23 protein-coding genes and 1 tRNA gene are annotated in these 23,218 nt (G+C 54.8%); 14 read left to right on the forward strand and 10 right to left on the reverse strand.

Annotation, left to right across the window (positions count from 1 at the left end; translation table 11 throughout):
* Positions 1–4: 4 nt before the first annotated feature.
* Together PSH76_RS08775 and PSH76_RS08780 are read right to left on the reverse strand one after the other, a co-directional pair.
* On the reverse strand, positions 5–217 hold the full coding sequence (locus tag PSH76_RS08775) for a cold-shock protein (RefSeq protein ID WP_003234260.1): 213 nt from the start codon (positions 215–217) through the stop codon (positions 5–7).
* A 289-nt stretch (positions 218–506) separates the two neighbouring features.
* Positions 507–821, reverse strand: a complete 315-nt coding sequence (locus tag PSH76_RS08780) for a hypothetical protein (RefSeq protein WP_019820908.1) — start codon at positions 819–821, stop codon at positions 507–509.
* Positions 822–1,185: 364 nt separating this feature from the next.
* Between PSH76_RS08780 and thrS the strand changes: the two genes are divergently transcribed.
* From thrS to PSH76_RS08845, 13 genes are all read left to right on the forward strand, one after another.
* Positions 1,186–3,108, forward strand: coding sequence for a threonine--tRNA ligase (gene thrS / locus PSH76_RS08785; RefSeq protein ID WP_020300935.1), 1,923 nt, complete (start codon positions 1,186–1,188; stop codon positions 3,106–3,108).
* Positions 3,108–3,659 (forward strand): translation initiation factor IF-3, encoded by a 552-nt coding sequence (gene infC, locus PSH76_RS08790; RefSeq protein ID WP_015884933.1) that lies wholly within the window; start codon positions 3,108–3,110, stop codon positions 3,657–3,659. The genes thrS and infC overlap by 1 nt, the downstream gene beginning before the upstream one ends.
* A gap of 59 nt (positions 3,660–3,718) precedes the next feature.
* Positions 3,719–3,913 carry a 50S ribosomal protein L35 gene (gene rpmI, locus PSH76_RS08795; protein ID WP_002553160.1) on the forward strand — a complete coding sequence of 65 codons (195 nt, stop codon included), beginning with the start codon at positions 3,719–3,721 and terminating at the stop codon, positions 3,911–3,913.
* Between the two features lie 29 nt (positions 3,914–3,942).
* Entirely contained in the window at positions 3,943–4,299 is a 357-nt protein-coding gene (gene rplT / locus PSH76_RS08800) for a 50S ribosomal protein L20 (protein ID WP_003192488.1), read from the forward strand.
* 109 nt (positions 4,300–4,408) lie between these two features.
* Positions 4,409–5,425: a phenylalanine--tRNA ligase subunit alpha gene (pheS, locus tag PSH76_RS08805; RefSeq protein WP_003192486.1), complete on the forward strand. Its 1,017-nt coding sequence runs from the start codon at positions 4,409–4,411 to the stop codon at positions 5,423–5,425.
* A gap of 26 nt (positions 5,426–5,451) precedes the next feature.
* Positions 5,452–7,830 carry a phenylalanine--tRNA ligase subunit beta gene (gene pheT, locus PSH76_RS08810; RefSeq protein ID WP_305493935.1) on the forward strand — a complete coding sequence of 793 codons (2,379 nt, stop codon included), beginning with the start codon at positions 5,452–5,454 and terminating at the stop codon, positions 7,828–7,830.
* A 3-nt stretch (positions 7,831–7,833) separates the two neighbouring features.
* The gene (gene ihfA / locus PSH76_RS08815; protein WP_002553164.1) at positions 7,834–8,136 is read left to right on the forward strand and encodes an integration host factor subunit alpha; all 303 of its coding nucleotides are present in this window, start codon (positions 7,834–7,836) and stop codon (positions 8,134–8,136) included.
* Positions 8,117–8,473: a MerR family transcriptional regulator gene (locus PSH76_RS08820; RefSeq protein WP_003174972.1), complete on the forward strand. Its 357-nt coding sequence runs from the start codon at positions 8,117–8,119 to the stop codon at positions 8,471–8,473. Before ihfA ends, PSH76_RS08820 begins: the two co-directional genes overlap by 20 nt.
* Positions 8,474–8,563: 90 nt before the next feature.
* Positions 8,564–8,640 (forward strand) — tRNA-Pro (locus PSH76_RS08825).
* A 516-nt stretch (positions 8,641–9,156) separates the two neighbouring features.
* Positions 9,157–11,487 (forward strand): P-loop ATPase, Sll1717 family, encoded by a 2,331-nt coding sequence (locus PSH76_RS08830; RefSeq protein WP_020300934.1) that lies wholly within the window; start codon positions 9,157–9,159, stop codon positions 11,485–11,487.
* 259 nt (positions 11,488–11,746) lie between these two features.
* The gene (locus PSH76_RS08835; protein WP_020300933.1) at positions 11,747–13,000 is read left to right on the forward strand and encodes a tetratricopeptide repeat-containing protein; all 1,254 of its coding nucleotides are present in this window, start codon (positions 11,747–11,749) and stop codon (positions 12,998–13,000) included.
* Positions 13,001–13,103: 103 nt separating this feature from the next.
* On the forward strand, positions 13,104–13,535 hold the full coding sequence (locus PSH76_RS08840) for a TIR domain-containing protein (protein WP_229752427.1): 432 nt from the start codon (positions 13,104–13,106) through the stop codon (positions 13,533–13,535).
* Positions 13,535–14,398, forward strand: a complete 864-nt coding sequence (locus PSH76_RS08845) for a DUF4231 domain-containing protein (protein ID WP_020300931.1) — start codon at positions 13,535–13,537, stop codon at positions 14,396–14,398. The genes PSH76_RS08840 and PSH76_RS08845 overlap by 1 nt, the downstream gene beginning before the upstream one ends.
* 77 nt (positions 14,399–14,475) lie before the next feature.
* On the opposite strand, the gene PSH76_RS08850 is transcribed toward PSH76_RS08845, so the two are convergent.
* The 6 genes from PSH76_RS08850 to mobH form a co-directional block, all read right to left on the reverse strand.
* Positions 14,476–14,943: a TIR domain-containing protein gene (locus PSH76_RS08850; RefSeq protein WP_032903651.1), complete on the reverse strand. Its 468-nt coding sequence runs from the start codon at positions 14,941–14,943 to the stop codon at positions 14,476–14,478.
* Positions 14,933–15,535 (reverse strand): 7-cyano-7-deazaguanine synthase, encoded by a 603-nt coding sequence (locus tag PSH76_RS08855; protein WP_020300929.1) that lies wholly within the window; start codon positions 15,533–15,535, stop codon positions 14,933–14,935. The genes PSH76_RS08850 and PSH76_RS08855 overlap by 11 nt, the downstream gene beginning before the upstream one ends.
* Positions 15,532–16,230, reverse strand: a complete 699-nt coding sequence (locus PSH76_RS08860; protein ID WP_032903619.1) for a DNA lyase — start codon at positions 16,228–16,230, stop codon at positions 15,532–15,534. Before PSH76_RS08860 ends, PSH76_RS08855 begins: the two co-directional genes overlap by 4 nt.
* On the reverse strand, positions 16,227–17,609 hold the full coding sequence (locus PSH76_RS08865) for a toll/interleukin-1 receptor domain-containing protein (protein ID WP_020300927.1): 1,383 nt from the start codon (positions 17,607–17,609) through the stop codon (positions 16,227–16,229). Before PSH76_RS08865 ends, PSH76_RS08860 begins: the two co-directional genes overlap by 4 nt.
* Positions 17,610–17,682: 73 nt before the next feature.
* Complete coding sequence (locus tag PSH76_RS08870; protein ID WP_020300926.1) at positions 17,683–18,837, reverse strand: carbohydrate kinase family protein; 1,155 nt, start codon at positions 18,835–18,837, stop codon at positions 17,683–17,685.
* A 398-nt stretch (positions 18,838–19,235) separates the two neighbouring features.
* Positions 19,236–20,966 carry a MobH family relaxase gene (mobH, locus tag PSH76_RS08875; RefSeq protein ID WP_020300925.1) on the reverse strand — a complete coding sequence of 577 codons (1,731 nt, stop codon included), beginning with the start codon at positions 20,964–20,966 and terminating at the stop codon, positions 19,236–19,238.
* Positions 20,967–21,188: 222 nt separating this feature from the next.
* On the opposite strand from mobH, the gene PSH76_RS08880 reads away from it, so the two are divergent.
* The gene (locus PSH76_RS08880; protein WP_020300924.1) at positions 21,189–21,383 is read left to right on the forward strand and encodes a hypothetical protein; all 195 of its coding nucleotides are present in this window, start codon (positions 21,189–21,191) and stop codon (positions 21,381–21,383) included.
* 130 nt (positions 21,384–21,513) lie between these two features.
* Here PSH76_RS08880 and PSH76_RS08885 read toward each other — a convergent pair whose 3' ends face one another.
* On the reverse strand, positions 21,514–22,473 hold the full coding sequence (locus PSH76_RS08885; protein WP_032903620.1) for an ArdC family protein: 960 nt from the start codon (positions 22,471–22,473) through the stop codon (positions 21,514–21,516).
* 131 nt (positions 22,474–22,604) lie between these two features.
* Complete coding sequence (locus PSH76_RS08890; protein ID WP_016978896.1) at positions 22,605–22,934, reverse strand: hypothetical protein; 330 nt, start codon at positions 22,932–22,934, stop codon at positions 22,605–22,607.
* Positions 22,935–23,218 lie beyond the last annotated feature (284 nt).

Raw genomic sequence — 23,218 nt, forward strand, 5'->3', positions numbered from 1 at the left:
AGAATTACTCGCCGCGAACCTGTGCAGCTTGCATACCCTTTTGGCCTTTCTCAGCCACGAAGGAAACGGTTTGGCCTTCTTTCAGGCTTTTGAAACCGTCGCTTTCGATAGCTTTGAAGTGTACGAACAGGTCGTCACCGCCACCTTGAGGAGTGATGAAGCCGAAGCCTTTTTCATCGTTGAACCATTTAACGGTGCCGGTTTGGCGATTAGACATGGTGTATCTCCAAGAAACATATATTTTCAGTAGTGCTGTGCTGCTCAGGCCAACTGGGCACACAGGGCTATCATAGTCGAAATGTTCGGCTTGGGAGCCCCCCCAAGGCACTGTTTGCTAATCAATCGCTTTGCGTTTGATCGGTCTTCAGGCTGAAAGCCCCGATTTACGGGGCTTTGCGACGAAATATCAGCTGTTAAAAAAAGCCGTAAAACCTGCATAATTTGTGCGAAATGGCAGTTTTCAGGCTGTTTTTTCAGCGAAATGGCCGTCGAATCGTCAGCCAATCTTACTTTTTCTTCACCACTTTGCAGGACGAAATAGCCGCGACCGCTTTGTTTTTAAGCTCCGGGCTGGCGTTCTGGTTGGTCATCAATTCCTTGATCTCGGCAGTGCTCAATTCGGCATTGATCTTGTCAGCGCCACATTCACAGTGGGCTTTGGCAGTTTTGACGTCCACGTTCTGGCTGGCGGCGGCACTGCAGTCGTTGACGAAGGCGTCACGGGCGCCGGCTGGCCAGTTGGAAGGGGCTGCAGCCTGCGCGCCGAGGGAAAGGAGGCTCAGGGTAGCGGCGACAGCGAGGGTAGAGGTAAAACGCATCATGGGATGCTCCTTTGGGTCGAGGACGAACGGCGATTCTCAGTGGCTTTGAGGCCTCACGTACAGCTCAAGTTCACTTTCGCAGCTATAAAGCCATGAATTGCTCTTTACCCAACGCTTGGCCGACGCGATGACCGTTCATCTGTGCTAGCATCCTCGCCTGGCTATTTCCCGGCGCGCCATTTGCCGCCTTGCCAGGTTCTTTTTGTTCACTCCAGTCACTCTGGTTCGATTATCGGTTGGCCGAAAGGCTCCTGCCGCTGTAAGGCAGGCGTTCATCATTGAACGGCCTGGTGTTGGATCTTGTACTGGCTCATCCCAACCCACGTGACCTTTGGTAGGGGTCACCACTAGGAGAGGAGGCGCCATGCCAACTATTACTCTTCCCGACGGCAGTCAACGTTCATTCGATCATCCGGTTTCCGTAGCCGAGGTCGCCGCATCCATTGGTGCAGGCCTGGCCAAGGCCACCGTGGCCGGCAAGGTCGACGGCAAGCTGGTTGACGCCAGCGACCTGATCACCAGCGACGTCAGCCTGCAAATCATCACGCCCAAGGATCAAGAGGGGCTGGAGATCATTCGCCACTCTTGCGCGCACTTGATTGGCCATGCGGTCAAGCAACTGTACCCAACCGCCAAGATGGTGATCGGCCCGGTCATTGAAGAAGGCTTCTATTACGACATCGCCTATGAGCGTCCTTTTACTCCGGACGACCTGGCGGCCATCGAGCAGCGTATGCACGCGCTGATCGAAAAAGATTACGACGTCATCAAGAAAGTCACCCCGCGTGCCGAAGTGATCGATGTGTTTACCGCGCGTGGCGAAGACTACAAGCTGCGCCTGGTGGAAGACATGCCGGACGAGCAGGCCATGGGCCTGTACTACCACGAAGAATACGTCGACATGTGCCGTGGCCCGCACGTGCCGAACACGCGCTTTCTCAAGTCGTTCAAGCTGACCAAGCTGTCCGGTGCCTACTGGCGCGGTGATGCGAAGAACGAACAACTGCAACGGATCTACGGCACGGCCTGGGCTGACAAGAAGCAGCTGGCCGCCTATATCCAGCGCATCGAAGAAGCCGAAAAACGCGACCACCGCAAGATCGGCAAGCGCCTGAACCTGTTCCACCTTCAGGAAGAAGCGCCGGGCATGGTGTTCTGGCACCCGAATGGCTGGACCCTGTACCAGGTGCTTGAGCAGTACATGCGCAAGGTTCAGCGCGAAAACGGCTACCTGGAGATCAAGACTCCACAGGTGGTTGATCGCAGCCTGTGGGAGAAATCCGGGCACTGGGCCAACTATGCCGACAACATGTTCACCACCCAGTCGGAAAACCGCGACTACGCCATCAAGCCGATGAACTGCCCGTGCCACGTGCAGGTCTTCAACCAGGGCCTGAAGAGCTACCGCGAGTTGCCGATGCGCCTGGCCGAGTTCGGTGCCTGCCACCGTAACGAGCCATCCGGTGCGCTGCACGGCATCATGCGCGTGCGTGGCTTCACCCAGGACGACGCCCACATCTTTTGCACCGAAGAGCAGATGCAGGCCGAGTCCGCAGCGTTCATCAAGCTGACCATGGATGTTTATCGCGATTTCGGCTTTACCGAAGTCGAAATGAAGCTGTCCACTCGTCCGGAAAAACGCGTTGGTTCCGACGAACTGTGGGACCGCGCCGAAGCGGCACTGGCGGCAGCACTCGACAGTGCGGGCCTTGCATACGATCTGCAGCCGGGTGAGGGCGCCTTCTACGGTCCCAAGATCGAGTTCTCGCTCAAAGATTGCCTTGGCCGTGTCTGGCAGTGTGGTACCCTGCAGCTCGATTTTAACCTGCCGATCCGTCTGGGAGCCGAATACGTCTCCGAAGACAACAGCCGTAAACACCCGGTTATGCTGCACCGGGCGATCCTCGGCTCGTTCGAACGGTTCGTCGGTATCCTGATCGAGCACTACGAGGGCGCGTTCCCTGCGTGGCTGGCTCCGACCCAGGCAGTGATCATGAATATCACTGATAAACAGGCAGATTTTGCCGCTGAAGTTGAAAAAACTCTCAACGAAAGCGGGTTTCGTGCCAAGTCCGACTTGAGAAATGAAAAGATCGGCTTTAAAATCCGCGAGCATACCTTGCTCAAGGTTCCCTATCTCTTGGTTATCGGAGATCGGGAAGTCGAGATGCAGACTGTCGCTGTGCGTACTCGTGAAGGTGCTGACCTGGGCTCGATGCCCGTCGCCCAGTTCGCTGAGTTCCTCGCGCAAGCGGTTTCCCGGCGTGGTCGCCCAGATTCGGAGTAATTATTATTAAGCGTGAAATGAGACAAGATAAACGAGCTGCACCGAAAGCCCCGATCAACGAGAATATCTCGGCACGCGAGGTTCGGTTAATTGGCGCTGATGGCGAGCAGATTGGCATCGTCTCGATTGATGAAGCGCTTCGTATTGCAGAAGAGTCCAAGCTGGACCTGGTGGAAATCTCCGCCGATGCAATCCCACCTGTTTGTCGGGTGATGGACTACGGCAAATCGATCTTCGAAAAGAAGAAGCAGGTTGCCGCAGCGAAGAAGAACCAGAAGCAGATTCAAGTAAAAGAAATCAAGTTTCGTCCAGGGACGGAGGAAGGGGATTACCAGGTAAAACTGCGCAACCTGGTACGTTTCCTGAGTGATGGGGACAGGGCCAAGGTATCCTTGCGATTCCGCGGCCGTGAGATGGCCCACCAGGAGCTGGGGATGGAACTCCTCAAGCGGGTTGAAGCTGACCTGCTCGAGTACGGTTCGGTCGAACAGCATCCTAAGATGGAAGGACGCCAGCTTATTATGGTCATCGCCCCGAAAAAGAAGAAGTAATCAACAGGGCACGGCAGGCCTTCTGATTATGTTTATCAACTGAATGCGGAGTACCGAACATGCCAAAGATGAAAACTAAAAGTGGTGCTGCTAAGCGGTTTCTGAAAACTGCTAACGGCATCAAGCACAAGCACGCTTTCAAGAGCCACATCCTGACCAAAATGTCGACCAAGCGTAAGCGTCAACTGCGCGGTAGCAGCTTGCTGCATCCGTCTGACGTGGCAAAAGTCGAGCGCATGCTGCGCCTTCGTTAATTTTGGTTCAAGAATAGAGGAAGTAACTCATGGCTCGTGTAAAGCGTGGCGTCATGGCCCGTAAGCGTCACAAAAAAATTCTGAAACTTGCTAAAGGCTACTACGGCGCGCGTTCACGCGTATTCCGTGTTGCCAAGCAAGCGGTAATCAAGGCAGGCCAATACGCCTACCGCGACCGTCGTCAGAAAAAACGTCAGTTCCGCGCTCTGTGGATCGCTCGTATCAACGCTGGTGCACGTGTTAACGGTCTGTCCTACAGCCGTTTCATCGCTGGCCTGAAAAAAGCGTCCATCGAAATCGACCGTAAGGTTCTGGCTGAACTGGCCGTGAACGAAAAAGCGGTGTTTGCTGCGATTGTCGAGAAAGCTAAAGCCTCCTTGGCTTAAGTACCCCCGACAGTCACCCTGGGCTACTCCTGTGGCCCAAGGTGGTAAACGTCATAAATAGGGGAAGAGCCTTCAAGCTCTTCCCCTATTTTGTATCTGGAGTCTGTACATGGAAAACCTGGACGCGCTCGTCGCCCAAGCCCTTGAGGCTGTGCAAAGCGCTGAAGATGTAAATGCCCTGGAGCAAATCCGGGTTCACTACCTTGGCAAGAAAGGTGAATTGACTCAGGTGATGAAGACCCTGGGAAATCTGCCCGCTGAAGAGCGTCCGCAAGTCGGTGCGCTGATCAACGTCGCCAAGGAGCGTGTCACAGAGGTTCTCAATGCGCGCAAGGCGTCGCTCGAGGAGGCCGATCTTGCGGCCAAGCTCGCCGCCGAGTCCATTGACGTGACCTTGCCTGGTCGTGGCCAGGCCTCGGGCGGTCTGCATCCGATCACCCGGACTCTGGAACGTATCGAACAGTTCTTTACCCACATCGGCTACGGCATTGCCGAAGGCCCTGAGGTCGAAGACGACTACCACAACTTCGAGGCGCTCAACATCCCAGGCCATCACCCGGCCCGGTCGATGCACGACACCTTCTATTTCAACGCCAACATGCTGCTGCGCACCCATACCTCGCCGGTACAGGTCCGCACCATGGAAGCGAACAAGCCGCCGATCCGCATTGTCTGCCCAGGCCGTGTGTACCGTAGCGACTCGGATATCACCCATTCGCCGATGTTCCACCAGGTCGAAGGCCTGCTGGTTGATCGCGATATCAATTTCGCCGACCTCAAAGGCACCATCGAAGAGTTCCTGCGGGTGTTCTTCGAAAAAGAGTTGGCGGTACGTTTCCGTCCTTCGTTCTTCCCGTTCACCGAGCCATCGGCAGAAGTCGACATGGAATGCGTGATGTGCAGCGGTAAAGGCTGCCGCGTGTGCAAGCAGACCGGCTGGCTGGAAGTGATGGGCTGCGGCATGGTTCACCCCAACGTGCTGCGCATGTCCGGGATCGACCCGGAAGAGTTCTCGGGCTTTGCCTTCGGCATGGGCGTTGAGCGTCTGGCCATGCTGCGTTACGGCGTGAACGACTTGCGTCTGTTCTTCGACAACGACTTGCGGTTCCTCGCGCAATTTCGCTAGTCGTAACGAATCTTTAGGAGAGCAGGATGAAATTCAGTGAACAATGGCTGCGTGGCTGGGTAAGCCCGCAGGTAGATCGCGACGAGCTGGTTGCTCGTCTGTCGATGGCCGGTCTTGAGGTCGATAGCGTTACGCCGGCCGCCGGTGTTTTCAGTGGCGTGGTGGTGGGCGAGGTGTTGAGCACCGAGCAGCACCCGGATGCCGACAAATTGCGTGTGTGCCAGGTCAGCAACGGCTCGGAAACCTTTCAGGTCGTGTGCGGAGCGCCTAACGTGCGCCCGGGCCTGAAAATCCCGTTCGCCATGATCGGCGCCCAGTTGCCGGGCGACTTCAAGATCAAGAAGGCCAAGCTACGTGGCGTTGAATCCAACGGCATGCTGTGCTCCCAGGCCGAGCTGCAAGTAGGTGAGGGCAATGATGGCCTGATGGAGCTGCCGGCCGACGCGCCAGTGGGCCAGGACATTCGTGCTTACCTGGAGCTGGAAGACGCCAGCATCGAGGTCGACCTGACCCCCAACCGCGGTGACTGCCTGTCCCTGGCTGGCCTGGCCCGTGAAGTGGGTGCGCTGTACAACGCGCCTGTCACTCGTCCAGTGGTGGCTGCCGTGCCGGCGGTACACGACGAAGTCCGCTCGATTGAAGTATTGGCCCCCAACGCTTGCCCGCGTTACCTGGGGCGTGTGATCCGTAACGTCGACCTGTCCAAGCCAACCCCGCTGTGGATGGTCGAGCGCCTGCGTCGTGCCGACGTGCGCAGCATCGACGCCGCCGTCGACATCACCAACTACGTGATGCTGGAGCTCGGCCAGCCGTTGCACGCGTTTGATCTCGCCGAAATCAACGGCGGCATCCGCGTGCGTATGGCCGAAGAGGGCGAAAAGCTGGTGTTGCTCGATGGCCAGGAAGTCAGCCTGCGTGCCGATACTCTGGTCATCGCCGACCACGCTCGCGCCCTGGCAATCGCCGGCGTGATGGGGGGCGAGCACAGCGGTGTATCCGCGACCACCCGTGACGTGTTCCTTGAAAGCGCGTTCTTCGACCAGATCGCGATCGCAGGCAAGGCCCGTTCCTACGGCCTGCACACCGATGCGTCGCACCGCTACGAGCGTGGCGTGGACTGGAAACTCGCCCGTGAAGCCATGGAGCGCGCCACCGGCCTGCTGCTGGAAATCACCGGTGGCGAAGCCGGCCCGATCACCGAGACCGTCAACGAACAGTACCTGCCGTCGATTGCGCCGATCACCTTGCGTGCCAAAAGCGTTGAGCAGATGCTCGGCCTGGTCATTGAGCCGGCTGAAATCGAGCAACTGCTGTCCGCGCTCGGCCTGGGTATTTCTGCGGGCGGGGAAGGGCAGTGGCAGGTTGCAGTACCTAGCCATCGCTTCGACATCAGCCTGGAAGTCGACCTGATCGAAGAGCTGGCGCGCCTGTACGGCTACAACCGCCTGCCGGTTCGCTATCCGCAAGCACGCCTGGCACCGCAACCCAAGGCCGAAGCGCGTGCGCACCTGCCTGAACTGCGTCGCTTGCTGGTTGCCCGTGGTTACCAGGAAGCCGTGACGTATAGCTTCATCGATCCAAAACAGTTCGAACTGTTCAACCCTGGCGTTGAGCCGTTGCTGCTGGCCAACCCGATCTCCAACGACATGGCCGCCATGCGTTCGTCGTTGTGGCCGGGCCTGGTGAAGGCACTTTCCCACAATCTGAACCGCCAGCAAGACCGCGTGCGCCTGTTCGAAAGCGGCTTGCGTTTCGTCGGCCAGCTCGATGGCTTGAAGCAAGAGCCAATGCTGGCGGGTGTTGTCTGCGGCAGCCGTCTGCCGGAAGGCTGGGCGCAAGGCCGTGAGGTCGTGGACTTCTTCGACGTCAAGGCTGACGTGGAAGCGGTGCTGGGCTTTGCCGGTGCGCTGGACGCCTTTACGTTCGTACCGGGCAGCCACCCAGCCTTGCATCCAGGCCAGACTGCACGTATCGAGCGCGAAGGTCGCCTGGTGGGCTTCGTCGGCGCCATTCACCCAGAACTGTCGAAAACCTTGGGTCTGGACCGTCCAGTCTTCGTGTTTGAGCTAGTCTTGGCTGAAGTTGCGTCGGGCAAAATGCCTAAATTCAGCGAGTTGTCGCGCTTCCCTGAAGTGCGTCGCGACCTGGCCCTGATTGCCGACCGTGAAGTCGCCGCCACTGCAGTTCTGGATGTAATCCGTGAAAATGCAGGGGAATGGCTGACAGACCTCAGGCTATTTGACGTCTATCAGGGTAAAGGCATTGATCCGCATAGAAAAAGCCTTGCAGTTGGCTTGACCTGGCAGCATCCATCGCGCACTCTTAATGACGATGAGGTGAATACCACGACGCAAAATATCCTCACCTCGCTCGAACAAAGGTTGAACGCCACGTTAAGGAAGTGACGTATGGGGGCTTTGACGAAAGCTGAGATGGCGGAACGTCTGTACGAAGAGTTGGGTCTGAACAAGCGCGAGGCCAAGGAATTGGTCGAGCTGTTTTTTGAAGAGATCAGACACGCTCTGGAAGACAACGAACAGGTCAAATTGTCCGGTTTCGGCAATTTTGACCTGCGAGACAAACGCCAGCGGCCTGGCCGCAATCCCAAAACGGGAGAAGAAATCCCGATCACGGCTCGCCGTGTGGTCACCTTTCGTCCAGGGCAGAAGTTGAAGGCCCGAGTTGAGGCTTATGCTGGAACCAAGTCATAACGACGAGCTACCCGTCATCCCAGGCAAACGCTACTTCACCATTGGTGAAGTCAGCGAGCTGTGTGCGGTAAAACCGCACGTGCTGCGCTATTGGGAGCAGGAGTTTCCTCAACTCAACCCCGTCAAACGCACCGGGAACCGTCGGTATTATCAGCGCCAGGACGTGCTGATGATCCGACAGATCCGCGCGTTGCTGTACGACCAGGGGTTCACCATCAGCGGCGCACGCCAGCGTATGTCCGGTGATGAAGCCAAAGACGACACCACCCAATACAAGCAACTGATCCGCCAGATGATCTCCGAATTGGAAGATGTACTGGTGGTGCTGAAAAAATGATTCAAGCTTTAAAAATACTTCCACATTTCAAAAGCTTGCGGTATATTCCGGTTCGCTTCGTTAAGAAGCAAACCCAGTAACACGCCTAGTCGGGGCGTAGCGCAGTCCGGTAGCGCACTAGCATGGGGTGCTAGGGGTCGAGTGTTCGAATCACTCCGTCCCGACCATATTTTTCAATGACTTAGCCCAATCTTCACAGGTTGGGCTTTTTCATGTCTGAAAAAATACTCCCACATTTACTCCCACGGATATTCTAGATCTAGGTAGCTTTGGTATCTCAAGGGCTGTGAGCTAGCGACAGCTTTGGCATAAGCAGCAACGTGGGCGTTAGTTGAAATCAGGAACTTCGGGTCCTTTTTCGGTGCGCCCAGCATGGGCGCAATCTTGTGGGAGAAGATCCCGCCGTAATGCAAAGCCAAGCAGCAGGCGAAAGATGTGATTCATCTCTGTCGTGGAGACGCAAAGCAAGCGGCCGAGATCTATAGCCCAAGAGAGGTGGTCGCTGAACCTATGACTGCCTGGAAGCCAGGCTACGTGTACGATCCGGGGGCCTTCGACACCAACTAGTGGTCTTGATCCTAGCTCTAGCATGTGATGGGCATACTGATAGCCATTTACCATCGGCATGGTGGTCGTTATCCTGAAGACACGAGAACAACCGGTTGTTATTTCAGGGAAAGGATATGAAGGACGTCATTGGCTTTTTTGCTTACGCGTCAACGCCTGCCGAGATAGGGCAAACCATTGAGAGTGCTGTTGCTACCAGCTCAAGAACCAATACGAAAACGGTTGTGTCTACCTGGAGGGCCTTGGACATCGTCGGTCACTTCATCTCTGACGAAGTGCTGGCAAGTATTGATGCAGCCGATTTCCTGGTTGCTGACATCAGTGAGCTAAATTTCAACGTCACGTATGAAATTGGCTACGCCCTTGGTAAATCAAAGCGCGTTCTGCTTGTCAAAAACAAAAGCCTCCAGTCGCAGGGGTTGAAAATTTCCGATGTCGGTATTTTTGACACCCTTGGGTTTCAGGAATACCAGAACTCGCCTGAGCTGAGCGGTTTCTTGAACAACGCGTCAGCCTGGAAATCGATTGACGTGTCTGCTGCGCTCAATCTCAAGGCACCGGTTTATTTGTTGGATACACCGCACAAAACCGACTGGTCGACCCGCATCATCTCGAGAATCAAAAAGGGCGGCTTCATCTTCCGTAACTTTGATCCAAACGAAACTCCCAGGCTTTCGGCCTATGACGCGATCAATCAGGTCGCACAATCCTATGGAGTTGTGGTTCCGTTGCTATCTACTGGGGCGACAGGAGCGGCCATCCACAACATGCGAGCCGCCTTCATTGCTGGTTTGGCCGATGGCATGGGCAAGGCGATGTGCATTCTTCAGTCAGGCGATGAGCCGGTCCCAGTGGATTATCGAGACTTTGTCCAGGTTACCTACCATCCGAATGATGTTAACCGCGCCATTGAGGTGTTTGCGTCCGATGTGACCCAAGCGTTTCAGCAGCTTGAGGCTTCTGGCGCGAAACCCGAGCGGTCATTTATCAAAAAACTCAACCTCGGCGCGACATCTGCCGAGAACGAAATGCGGGATCTCGAACGTTATTATCTGGAGACCGATCAGTTTCTGAAATCGTTGCGTGGCGAGGCGCATTTGGTCGTCGGTCGTAAGGGTTCTGGAAAATCAGCCATCTTTCTTCAAATCAGGGATGCCGAGCGCGACAAAAACCGTAACAAGAATATCGTTTTGGATTTGAAGCCAGACGGCTACAAACTCATCAAATTCAAAGAACGCATCCTTCAGTTTCTTTCCGAAGGCACCTACCAGCACACAATCACGGCGTTTTGGGAGTACGTGCTACTGCTGGAAATTTGCTACAAGATTTTGGAAAAAGACAAACAGCGTCACATCCATGATCATAGGCTGTATGAAGGCTATCGCGAGCTCGCCGAGCTGTATCGGGGAGAAGATTACGATTCAGAAGGCGATTTTTCTGAGCGCATGTCGATGCTCATGGAGAAAATCTACTCCGAATACCAATCCAAGTACGGTTCAACCAAAAGCGTCAATCTGAGCTCATTCGAAGTGACCGAACTCCTGTACAAGCATGACGTAAAGCAACTCAAACAAAAGCTGGGACGTTACCTTGAGAACAAGCAGGTGCTATGGCTTCTCTTCGACAATATTGATAATGGCTGGCCAACGTCCGGACTGAAGCATGAAGACCTGCTTATGGTCAGAGCTTTGATCGACGCTACGCGAAAAATTGAACGTCAGTTCAGCAGCGACAACATCAAGGTGCGCTCGGTAGTGTTCCTACGCAACGACGTCTACGAGCTGCTGGTCAAGGAGACGTCTGACCGCGGCAAGGAAGCCAGTGTGGTGCTGGATTGGACGGATTCTGACTTGTTACGCGAGCTCGTTCGTTTGCGAATCGTGTCCAACGGTCTTGAAGAAGACCTGGACTTCAAGTCGGCCTGGCTGCGGCTTTTTGTAAGCCATTACAAGGGCGAGGAAACGTCTCAGTTTCTGATAGAGCGTTCCTTGATGAGACCACGCTTTCTCTTGAATCTGATCAATCATTGCAAGAGCTTTGCCATCAACCTCAACCACGAGATTATCGAAGGCAGCGACATTGAGAAAGGCATCGCGGCCTATTCAGCGGATCTGCTGCGCGATATTGGCTACGAGCTTCAGGACGTGTCCGATGAGACTGAAGGCCTTCTCTACGCTTTCGTCGCATCATCCGCCGACCTTTCTGAGCAGCAGGTGATGGATACTCTCCTTAAGTCTGGGCTTGATCAGCAGAAGGCGAGTCGCGCGGTAGATCTGCTGCTTTGGTATGGATTCCTGGGCATTCGAATCAACTCGGACGATCCTAAGTTTATTTATGATTTTAGCTACAACAAAGCGCTCATGGACGGGGTTAAGAAGAACTCGAACCAAGCGGTCAGTCTTGTAATTAACCAGGCGTTTTGGCCAGCATTGATGATCAACCAATAATCTAAAAATCATCCGCCAGATGGTAGGGATAGCCCCGTTGTCTGCCTTAGCCGCCGTTGGCCTGACAGACCTCAAAACAATGCTCTATGTGCGTCGCACGATTCAGATTTGCCCTTTTGCCGGAGATCGAATTCGTGGTTGCTTCATATCTTTCGAGGGCTCATCAATGAGCCTTGCATGGGCTTAGCTTGTGCTCGAACAGGATCGATAGACAGCCGCGATTTTGATCAAACATTTTTGCGAGTAAGAGATCGCTGTGATGAAGTTATGCTTTGTCGTGATGGGGTATGGCAAGAAAACCGAGTATGAGTCTGGTCGCACGCTCGACCTGAATGCAACGTACGAAACGATTATCGAGCCCGCTGTCACCAGCCGCGGCTTACGCTGCGTTCGGGCTGACGAGATCATGCAGTCGGGACTTATCGACGTAAAAATGTACGACCTGCTGCTCAGGGCTGATCTGGTCATCGCCGATATTTCCACGGGAAACGTAAACGCCGTCTACGAACTGGGAGTACGTCACGCGCTGAGACCGAATTCGACCATCGTCATGAGCGAGGACAAGGGCAAGCTGTACTTTGACCTCAATCACATCAGCACTTTCCAGTATTCGCATTTTGGTGAGGACATTCTTGCACGTGAGGCGCGGCGCGCCACGGAGGCCCTGGGTAACCTGATTGAGGCCGTGATGGCCGCCCAGGCTATCGACAGTCCAGTTTATACGTTCCTGCCCAGGTTGCGCTCGCCGAGTATGTCGGATGAAGAGTTTGAAGAGTTGGTCGATGAAGCAGAAGCCGCTCAACAACGACTTTTTCATCACATGCGCGAAGGTGAAAAGTTGATGCGGCAGAGTCAACATCATGCTGCCAGCGTAGAGTTTGCTGCTGCAAGGGATATGAAGCCTGGTGAGCCTGATATTTTGCAAAAGCTTGCACTGAGCACCTATAAGTCAAAGATTCCTAATGAGCTCGCCGCGCTGCGAGCTGCCATGGAAGTGCTTAGCCCCCTCAATCCTGAAAGCTCGAATGACCCCGAGACTGTTGGCATTGCGGGAGCGATCGTCAAGCGAATCTGGCTGCTTGAGGGTGATAGAGCTTCACTTGACTCCGCCATTGCTTTTTATCGCCGAGGCTTTGAGGTCAAGCGTGACTATTACAACGGCGAAAACCTTGCGCTGTGCTTCGAGTTTCGAGCGCAAATACAAACAGAAGACGCGGAGAGAATGTTCGACTTCATGTGCGCGCAGAAAATCCGTGAAGCGATTTTGAGGATTCTGTTGCCTGTGCTGGAGTCTCCCGATTTCATTGAACGCAGCGACAGACGCTGGGTGTATGCGACTTTGGCCAACTGCTATTTTGCGGTCGGAGACGCCACGCAAGCCGAGACGTTCGAGAATCATTTTATGGGAGCCTTCATTGCTCAATGGGAGGTTGATACTTATCAGGCGGGCAAAAGTCACGTGTTAGCAACCCGAGAGAAACGGCTCGCAGCGGTGGCCCCGTCTCAGCACTGACCGTTTGAGGTTATCGACAATGCTCAACCAACGACTTCAAGAAAGGAACAGCGAAATGGGGTTGCCCAGAACATTCGTCGGCTTCAGCAGCACAGACCGACACATGTATGAACTGATGGGGGCGTGGAAGAAAAACACTCGGATCGATTTTGATTTCGCCGACTGCCAGTTGAACATGGCGTTGAACTCGGAAGACGAGGATTACATCAAGCGCAAATGCCGGGAAAGGATTGATATGGCCGGCACCTTCGCACTGCTGATTGGCAGGGACACGCGTTCGAAACACAAATACGTGCGTTGGGAGATACAGGTAGCGATAGAGAAGGGGTGCAAGCTCATCGGCATCAACCTGGACGGAGCCCGCCAGGTGAATGCTGATCTTTGCCCTCCCATCCTGCAGGACGTTGGGGCAGTGTTCGTCCCGTATTCCCCTGCCATTATTGCTCATGCCCTGGCGAACCCCACGGCAAGTGAGCGTGGCAACTATTTCTATCCGCCAGCCGTGTATCAAAAACTCGGCTATGAGGTTCCTTGATGCAGATTTCTGATTTCCCTGGTCTCTATCAGGCCGCCGATGAGCTGTCGGGTTCCGCTCAGAAGCATTTTCTTGCCGCGCTGCTCACTAACCTGGCGCTGTTGGTGGTGGCCGCAGTCGTCTCGGTTATCAATTATCCTCACTGGGGTGCAGCGGCCCTGCAGGCGGCTCTTTTAGCCGGCGCATTAGCCAGCTCTGTGTATTTGGCGACACAGCGGCCTGAGCGGCTTTGGTATTCGGGGCGTGCCGTCGCCGAATCAATCAAAACCATGGTGTGGCGCTACGTGTCCCGCGCAGAGCCTTTTCATGAAAGCGACGAGGCGGCCAAGAAGCATTTGCTGGCAAAGCTTACGCAAGTGGTTGAGCAAAACCCAGGCGTGTCGAACAAGCTGCTCACGCATCTGCCGGCCCAGCAAATTACGTACAAGATGAAGCTGATGAGGGCCGGTGATTTCGAAACCCGGCGCGATACGTACATCGAATCCCGGATCAACGACCAACTGGGATGGTATTCACGTAAAGCTAACTTCAACGCCCAGGCCGCCAAGTATTTCTTCATTACATTGATCGCCGTTAACGCCATCGCTTTTGGATGTGCGCTGATCAAGATCGCCAACGTGGAATACCAATACTTTCCGACTGACGTGCTGATCGCTGTTGCAGCAAGTATTCTGACGTGGATGCAGGCAAAACGCTTCACTGAGCTATCGGCGTCTTACGCACTGACTGCGCATGAGATTACGCTTATACGTGAACAGGCCGATGAGCTGAAAAAAGATGAGCATTTGTCGACATTTGTAGGTGACGCTGAGAACGCATTTTCTCGTGAGCACACTCAGTGGGAGGCAAGGAAGGACAACTGACAGCGCCTCGCGTGCGAACGACTACTGGCAGGAGTAGGGCGCTAGTTTCAGAAGCTAAACACCTTCCTGCCGGCAGCTTATTTAAGCTCGTCGGAGAGCTTCGACCAGGGTACGGTTTTGATCTTGTGTTCCGATACCCATTTAGGCTCAGCTGCGCCGAACTGCTTACCGGAATGCACAGCTACAACCTTCTTGCCAAGCTCTAGGCTCTTTTCTACCTCCCATTTCACCCACTTGCTCTGGGCAGTGTCCTTGGAAATGAAGACCACAGTGATAGATGAGCGGTTGATGCGCTCGGCGATCTTGCGCTTGATGTACTCCGCCTGCTCACTGTCGTAGGGTTCGCGGACTGAATGATCATTGAACTCGATGTCATTGTTATCGTTTTTTGCCTGTCCCCTGAGCAGATTGACCTCAGCCATGTCCTCAGTGGCAAAACTGATGAACACGTTGCGCTTGCCCTCATTTAGAGCAGCCTTGGCTTTTTGCTCCAGTGACCTGACATCACCGAGTCGGCTCCATCCACCTGTGCTGCTACCGCCCATCATTGGCACCCTCAAATTTGAATTCGTTGCAGGCGATACAGTTGCCGCACGGCTGTTCTTCACCCAGGTGGCACGAGTAGGTCTGAGAGATGCCTTTCTCGGCTGCCAGCGTCACGACGTCAGGTTTGGTGAACGATGAGAGCGGTGCAAGCACCTTGATATTCCGGCCCATGCATAGAGTTATCATGCGCTCAGCCTCCTCGAGGAATCCGGAGGTCTGATCAGGAAAAAGGCTGGTGCTTTCGTGAAGCAATCCGATGGAGATCGCATCGGCGTTTTTCTGATGGGCGTAAGCGGCGGCGGTCAACAGAAAAAGCATGTTCCGGCCGGGAGTGAAGGCGTCGTCAATGATGTGCAAGGTCGGGTCGGTGAGTCCCGAGCGAATCAACCTGCCAAATCCCGACAGACCGGCAATTTCGGGCTCAGGAAGTCCAAGCTTCTGCATGGCCAGCTTGCAGGCTGCGAGCTCTCGGTCGCGGGCGCGTTGACCATAATCTACAAAGAGTGGAAATATCTGCAGGCCTTGCTCCTGTGCCAACTTGGCGACGAGCGTAGAGTCTAGGCCTCCGGAAACCAGTGTCACGATACTCATACTAAAACAGCCTCCTGCTTGCGATTTGCAACGCGCATAACGATCCATATGGCCCAATCCAAAAGACCAACCGGGCAATCCATTTCCCGGGCATGGTCACGAAGCCTGTCTTCATGCCTGCCATACTGATTCAATCCGGATATGGATACCTGAGTGCCTGAATATATCCCCTGAGCAGACATGTAATTGAGCACGTGCCGATCAAGGATTGCCAAGTCATAAGTAACCCCGCAATTGCGCAAAAACATACTGGCTTGCTTGGGCCCCATACCGGATGCATGGGCCACTAGCCACGCGCGTACATCACTGACGTCACCACTGATCAGCGCCTTGAGTGAGCCGCCAATGCTTGCTACGGCCGCCCACGTGGACGCTAAGTGACCGGCTTTTGCCCTGGGAAACCTGTAAGTGCGCATTTTGCCGTCGACAACGAGAGGGGTTCTGAGCACTTCAAACAATTTCTCGGCAAGGTGCTCGCTGTGTTGTTTGTTGTGATAAAGATAGCCACGTTCATCGATGGCATCGGCGGCTGCCATAGCGAGCGGGTAGGGGACCTGGCTACTGAGAATGCAGCAAGAAAGCTCCCACCATAGATGACGCTCGTCAGACACTGCGCCGGCTTCGATGCGTGTGCGAATATCTGGACAGACCGCAGCGACAGCTCTGCAGAGCGCTTCAGCGCTATAAGTGGTCATAGAAAAATTCCTGGGAATAGCGATCGAAGCTCGGCGCTTTTCATGCCGGTAACTCCCATGGCGAACGGTTCTTCGCGGCCTTTCGAATACATGTCACGCATGATTCGGCCAAACTCCGCATAATACTCTAGATTGTGGAACGCAACCTTGCCTGCGTAGCCTATGTTGTTGTTTGCCATCACCCTATCCATAAATTCACTTCGGATCCTTTTCGTTTTGAAAAAGTCGAAGTGTTGGAAGTGGTGAAGCCGCTCAAGCTCAGGATCTACCGCAAACCGACACCACTCAAGACCGTCGAACGTGTCCGCGCCAGCGGCCGCCAGTAGTGCAATGCTCCACGGGTTTCCAGTGCCCAGTAGATGAATGGGTTGATAATAGGGCAGCTTGTCCAGTTCATCCCTGATATGTCTGACAGTCAATGCACGCTGCGCAAGGCCCGCACCCAGTTCCCTTTCCGGAATGGCGATGATAGGCGGTTGCAGGTGCTCGGATATCGCCCTGACGATCCGAGGAAGTCTTTCGAGCCCCTTAGGGGTCTGCTTGACGTGAATGATGGGTAGCACCGGAGCAGAGGTGTGCTTGGCGTCGCGCTCCACTGCTTTTATGACCTGCCTGACCGCCACTTCGAATTTGTCACTGGGGGTCATGTTGTCAAAACAGAACGCCCAATCGTGTGGCGTATCGGTTAGCGCGCGCTTCAGGTTCGATGGCTTCCACTGTTTGTCATTCAGGCGGTAAGCCTCATAATTGCCCGAGTCGATGAGAACAAAACCGCCTAGGTCTCGATAGGTCGTTATTTCAGCAATCATCTTGTGTCGCGATTCAGAATTAACCAGGTCATAGGCAGAAACAAGAATCGAGCGCGTCGGATACACCGTTAATGCTTCCAACGCTTCTACGGGATCGAACTGTGTCTCGTGTGACGAAACAGACATGAAGACATTAGGAAGGGCAAGCGCACCGTCAGCTATCGTGGCTAACCGGACGGGCTTACCCTGAGGAGGTACAACGAGCCCGATTTTCTTCTGCAGCAACTGAAAGCATGAGTGATCTGCTTCGCCCTGCCATGACCGGAAATCAACACTGCTGAAGTGACCATATGGGTACGGCGGATCACTGTCATCCAAAATGAGAGGGACGACCTTCTTTTGATATTTTTCTGCCAAGCTCAACTCGCCAGTGATGGTGTGCTTGTGAGCAAATGAGGAATATAGAGCAACGACGCATTTCGCTTCTTTGAGATTTTCTGTAATCGCGACACTGAAGTCGCCAACTATCAAATCGTCTAGCCACACGCTCCAGGACGCGGAGAGGAGATCGCGAACCTTCAGCGCTGTCTTGCTATTTTCTTTGGCATATATGATATAGACGTCCGCCATGGATCGATCTGGCCTCAGCTGGTTACATTCCGTTGCATGACCCTGCGGGCGATGCCGATTATTGTTTTATCTTTCAGTGAGTGGCAGCGGCTTCGCCAGCAGCCCAGACTGCGAGGTACATTGCTGTCGTGAAGTCATCCGTTGTCTCTGTTGCAACGGTTAATACACTCGCGGCAGTAGTGCGCTCGTGGAGTGTGATGATCGGAATTGATCGGGCTCGGTCTTCTGCAATTCGTGCCAGGGACTCCACCGACAACTCATCATTTATTACCAAGGTCGCATCCGTATTCCAGCCAGCGTTTGCCACTTCAATCTGTGGACATGTCACATCAACACCCAGTTCGCGCAATGCAAACCGGGCTTCTTCCATCGTGTATCGCTGTCCTAGTGAATCAACACCACCTTCAAGACGAACCCTGCCACCTCTCCAAGATGAGATAGGCTGACGTTGCTTGAGGATGGATTCATCAAACTCGAACGCACGGGTATCGCAATAGACAGATACCGACCGTGACGCCAGATCTGCAGCTTGGTGAGGCGGCAGTTCGCCTTGCGCCCAATGAACCGCAAATACGGCAGTAAATATGTCACCTGTTCCGATTTTAAAAACACTGCTGGAACGATAAGCCGGTATGTGTGAAATCTTGCCTACACCCTCGTAAACTGAGGCGCCACGTGCACCTTGTTTGATCACGACAACCTGTGCGCGTTGTTTTTTCAGCAGGTGTTGCGCCGCTAAGTGCAACTCATCGATTCCAGTTATCTGGCGCACTTCCAGTTCATTCATTACTAGGGCCAATTCTCTGGCCGTCGACCCATTGGCTCCAAACGATGGCGGGTTATGCCAGGTTTGCGGGTCGTATACGGCCCGATTCGCCGTGACCACCGCATCTCCCTCAAGAAAGCCGAAGCGCAAAACGGCGTTCCCAGTCACCGATATCGAGTTTTCGCGGTTGATGGACGCGCGGGGTGGCTCAATATGGGGCGAAGAAAGGGGGTGGAAATACGCAAAGACTATTGGCGATGGCCTGGTAGCGGCATGCGTGATGATTCCCTGCGACTCCAGCGAAACCAATGCGGAGCGATCAGCGGGGGAGGCATAAGTGGAAAACTCGACACCCGAAGCCAGTGCGTTGGCGGCCAAGGCAGCGCGACCTCCAGAGCCCAGCGTAGAGTCCCAGAACGGTACATCACATAACTCGCGATATAGACCACCAACGATGTGCATTCCGTGCCCTCGGTCAGTCTTACGTCGGATCGGCAGCCAATGCATCGCTTCAGAGACTGAAGTTCAGATGATTTGCTCTTTAACGCATATCGCATCATGCCCTACAAAAAAAGCCTGAAAACCAGCAGCCACATAGTCGCTGCGCGGCGAACGACAACGATCGTCGATTGACACTTCGGTCGATCAAGCTCACGTCCTCGAGGCCCGATGATGCTGCACGAGTATAGGTGTCATGATGATATTATCGTCAAGCAGGGCGCCCCAAAAAACTTTGAGACTAAGCCAATCAACCATCGAACTCTATGAGCTCCTGGAGAGCGGCAACGGAACGGTTCAGTAATGAGCGCTGCCCCGAGTTGATTGTGCATGTCGAGCACCCAATGGGATGCTACGGAGATTTAAGCTTTTTCGAGCTTAAGAAAGGGATTATCGGTAGGTACGGCCGCAGCTTTGAACAATAGTGCTGGTTCTTCTAGCAAATAGCCTTTGAGTTTTGCCTTCTTACGGGGACCTTCGACCTGACAAGCCCAGATATTTAGACCGTCGTCACGCTTCCTGTGGACCTTCAATTTTTCGAATTGCTTCTGCACCCAACGCCATTCTTCAGTCTCTTGATTGGCACCCTGAGAGATACCAGGGAACTCCTGCGCATAGCGTTGGAAGAGACCAGGCGTGACCAGAAATACGCTGCCACTCACCGTGTGGATTTTGGCCTTGCTGTCATTGATGACCAGTTTGTGGCTCAGGATGCTTTCCTTGACCCAATTCAAGAATGCCTGGCCAGGGTTATTCGAAGGAGGATTTGAGATTTCGAGAGCGTTTGCTGACGGTGCATCACGTGCCTCGGGTTCTGCCATTTCGAACATATCCAGCAACGCTCCTAAGTAGTCGGCATCTTCCGTGGCTACGGGATCTGGCTGTGATGGGCTTTGATCTGATCCTCTACTGACAACCTTGGGTGCTAGTGGCGATGCCGGAGCGTCAGTTGAGTGGTCATCGACTGCGAAGCTTACCGTTCCGCTGAAAGCTTCAGGTCGGTCTTCGTTCGCCCAAATCAACGCCGGTTGAAGGCGCAGAAAGGTAAAGCTCTGCTGCCAGTTTCCCTGCGTGACAAGCGCAGTCCAGATGGCTTTGCCTTCCGGCGTGGACTCAACCAATCCATGCGATTGCAGTTCGTCGAACACAGCAATGTTGGACGACGGAATGCCTTCTATCGCTTGTGAAAGCAAATAAGCTCGGAGTTTGTCCGTGACTGCCTTACTAACCAACCACAGGGAGTCCTGGGTCAGCCATCCCGCGGCCCCTGGCTGGTTGAGTTTCAGCTCGTGCTGAACGAGATGACGCAGTCCGCTGATCAAGTGATGTTGCAGCGTATGAATCGGCGCTTGCAACGCCTTGCTTGGGTTGCCACCGATGTTCTGTGCGGTGGAGACCCGGTCGGCTTGAATCACCAACTCGCCCAGCACGCCGGCGCGTTCATACTGGCCGGCTAGGACATACAGCAGACTCGCCCACAGCGGCGGAAAGCCACTCAGCCAATCGAGGATCGGTCGGTTGAGAATCTGGGTGTAGAGCAAGCCTGCGGCGGCGCCGTGCAGGTGATAATCGCGACCTTTGAGGTAGCGAAAGCGGTAGGGCTGATCCAGGGGACCCTGCCAAGGATGCCAAACACGGCCATCCTGGCGTTCGACTAGCAGGTCCACGGCGATCTTGCCGATGTCATGCAGAAGGGCACCATAAGCAATACCCGCCGACCAGGCATCGGTCTGGGCGGCTTGGTCTTCGGGCGCAGCGCCGGTTGGCAGCAGATACGACTGACGCAGTTTCAAACTGCAAGCGACCAGTTCCAGTCCATGGTCGAGCATGCCGCCAAGGTAAGCATGGTGGTGCGTCTCGCTGGCAGGCAGTTGCTGGACCTGTTCGGCGTAGCGATGGATCGGATTTATATAGAGCTGGGTGAACTGCGCGTGGGAGAGGGCGGTGTACTGCCAGATGCGGTCGAGCAACTGGCGGCGGTGTTCCGCGGCTAACAAACTGTGAGCCGACTCGATGGGCAGGTAACCTTCGGCGACGTTGACGGTCGGTGGCGGAGGGGGCTTCTGCCTTTTGCGGCGAAACAGGCTGAGCATCGTGATCTCCGGGAAGTGGCTGGGTCATTGGCCTTTTAGCCTTTTCGGATAGCGCTCTTACCCTTGAGTGCCCATTCCCTTCCAACCCTTACCCGTCCTTTTGGCTCGTGTCCCTTTGTGAGGCAATCGGAATATGGATACTGCTAGGCATCATTTTTTTGGGGGCTAGTACGGAAAAGAAAAGAGTCGGTACACTGCGGTGCCTATTTTTTGGGTCTTGCCATGAACCTTACTGACGCCACGCTCGTGCTGCTGCTCGCGGCACGTATCCATGGGACCGACGAAGCCGTCAGGGCCTCGGCGAAGAGCGTGGTCAAGAAGTTACCGCGCAGTAAACGCGATCTGATCTACAAGGTGATCGACAGCCGGAGTCCGCTCGAGCTGGTGGATTTTCTGGCGCAGAACCTGGATACATAACGGCATGCTGCGGGTGTGCGCCCCTCTCTTTTTCTTTGCGTGAGGGGCCCGCCGTCTGTTTTCTGGAAACAGAAAAAAGGGCTCAACTCGCGTTGGGCCCTGTGAAGCGTTTGCAGCGGTGAGGTAACGATCAAGCTCCATCGTTCATGCATAGTGAGTCATCCAAGACCGCTTGCTTCAGTTGCTGCTCCAGGTTGAGTACATACTCCGAGGCGCTTCGGGCCTGGCCACTGGCGCGGAAGATCGCGCGTTTGTCAGCCTTGAGCAGGCCGAGCCAGGAGTCAATGTAGCCCTCGTGCCTAAGTTCTCCCTGTATACCGGTGTAGGCACATAAAAACGCAGCGCCCATCTCGGCGATCAACTCCTCAAACGCGTAGCCTGGCGAGCCGAACGGACAGGCTGACGTCATGCCTTCGCGCTGCAACCGAGAGTGATGCCCGGTCCAGTGCGTCAGCTCATGAAGTGCCGTGGCGTAGTACCCGCCTTCATCGTGAAATTGTGCTTTTGTCGGCAGTTGGATGAGATCCCTGATCGGGTGGTAAAAGGCTTCGTCGGCAGGCCGATGAACGATGCGTGCACCTGAACTTAATAGCAGATTTTCCGCGGCGCTGTTGGGCTGGAAGGGATCACTCTGTTCCGTCTCGAGCAGGGTTTCATTGAGCATTTCGAGCCCCTCCGTTTGCTCGATGTTGAACAGAAAATGTGTCCTGAGAATGCCGAAGTGAGCGACCTTGGGTTGACCGTTTTCATCGAGTACGGGTTGGCCTGACTCGGTCTGTTCCTCGCGCTCCATCGGCTTGTAGAGCACCGCCAGAGTGCTGTGCTCACCCTTACGAATGTGCCCACCGGTCTTTTTGGCTTGGTTGAAGGTCAGCCAACGATCTTGAGTGAACCCCTGCAACCTGGCCTCGGCCCAGAGCAGCGGTAAATTGATGCCCGAATACGGACGTCGTGTGATGGCGTTGACGGGGTAGGGTTGATGACCGATGTAAGCGGAGCCACTTGAGGACCAGGGTTTGATCCAGGGAGCAACGCCTTGGTCTAACGCGGTAACGATCTTGTCAGTTACGTCTTGGTAGATATCGCGCATGGCAATTTCCTCGAGAGAAAACGGAGGAACGCCTTGCCCGTCGGGGGAGGGTTCCCCGGTTGGGTGATGGGTTGGATTGATGCAGGTCTTGCATGCCGCCCGAATGTGGAGGTGGGCGCCGCCCATTGCGCTTAGCGCTGGTGTTCTCCTGCAAGCGCTATCAGCAAGGCGGCAGGCTGACCCGGTTCTTGGAGTAGGCTCAGACTCAATTGCAGCAACGGGTCGTGGTGTAAGTGATCGGTTGGTTCAATGTGGATTACCTCGAACAGCACGTAGGGCTTGTGTGGATAGGCCAGGTGGGCTTCGAAGGCTGCGCGCAATACGTGGCTCAACCGATCGACCTGCAGCTTCTCAGCGTGATCGGATTGCTCGAGCAGTACTGCGCGTTGCCACGCGCCAGGGGTGAACACGATGGGCAACCGAAGGGTGTTCAGTGTTTGCGGTGTAAGTGAGTCGGGCATGGTATGTCTCCGTTGAATACGCGAAGAAACCTGCCCTGTGCGGGGAAAGATTTCCCCGCAGTGGGTTGAAGAAAATCAAGAGGGCTTATCTCACGAGCAGCGCTCGAAAGGCGCTCAGGAGAGCAGTAGGCGTTCATCATCGTAGCAACGGTCACCGTGCGAGCCACCGAACGCTAATCGCACTTGGGGAGAACCATCATCGAAGTGACGGAGCCTTGAAGGTTCTGGCTACCTGGGAAAGTGCTGTCGATAACAGCGATCCGTACCTTGTATTTAGCTGGACG

The sequence above is a fragment of the Pseudomonas sp. FP215 genome, from assembly GCF_030687795.1.
Lineage (GTDB): Bacteria > Pseudomonadota > Gammaproteobacteria > Pseudomonadales > Pseudomonadaceae > Aquipseudomonas > Aquipseudomonas salmasensis.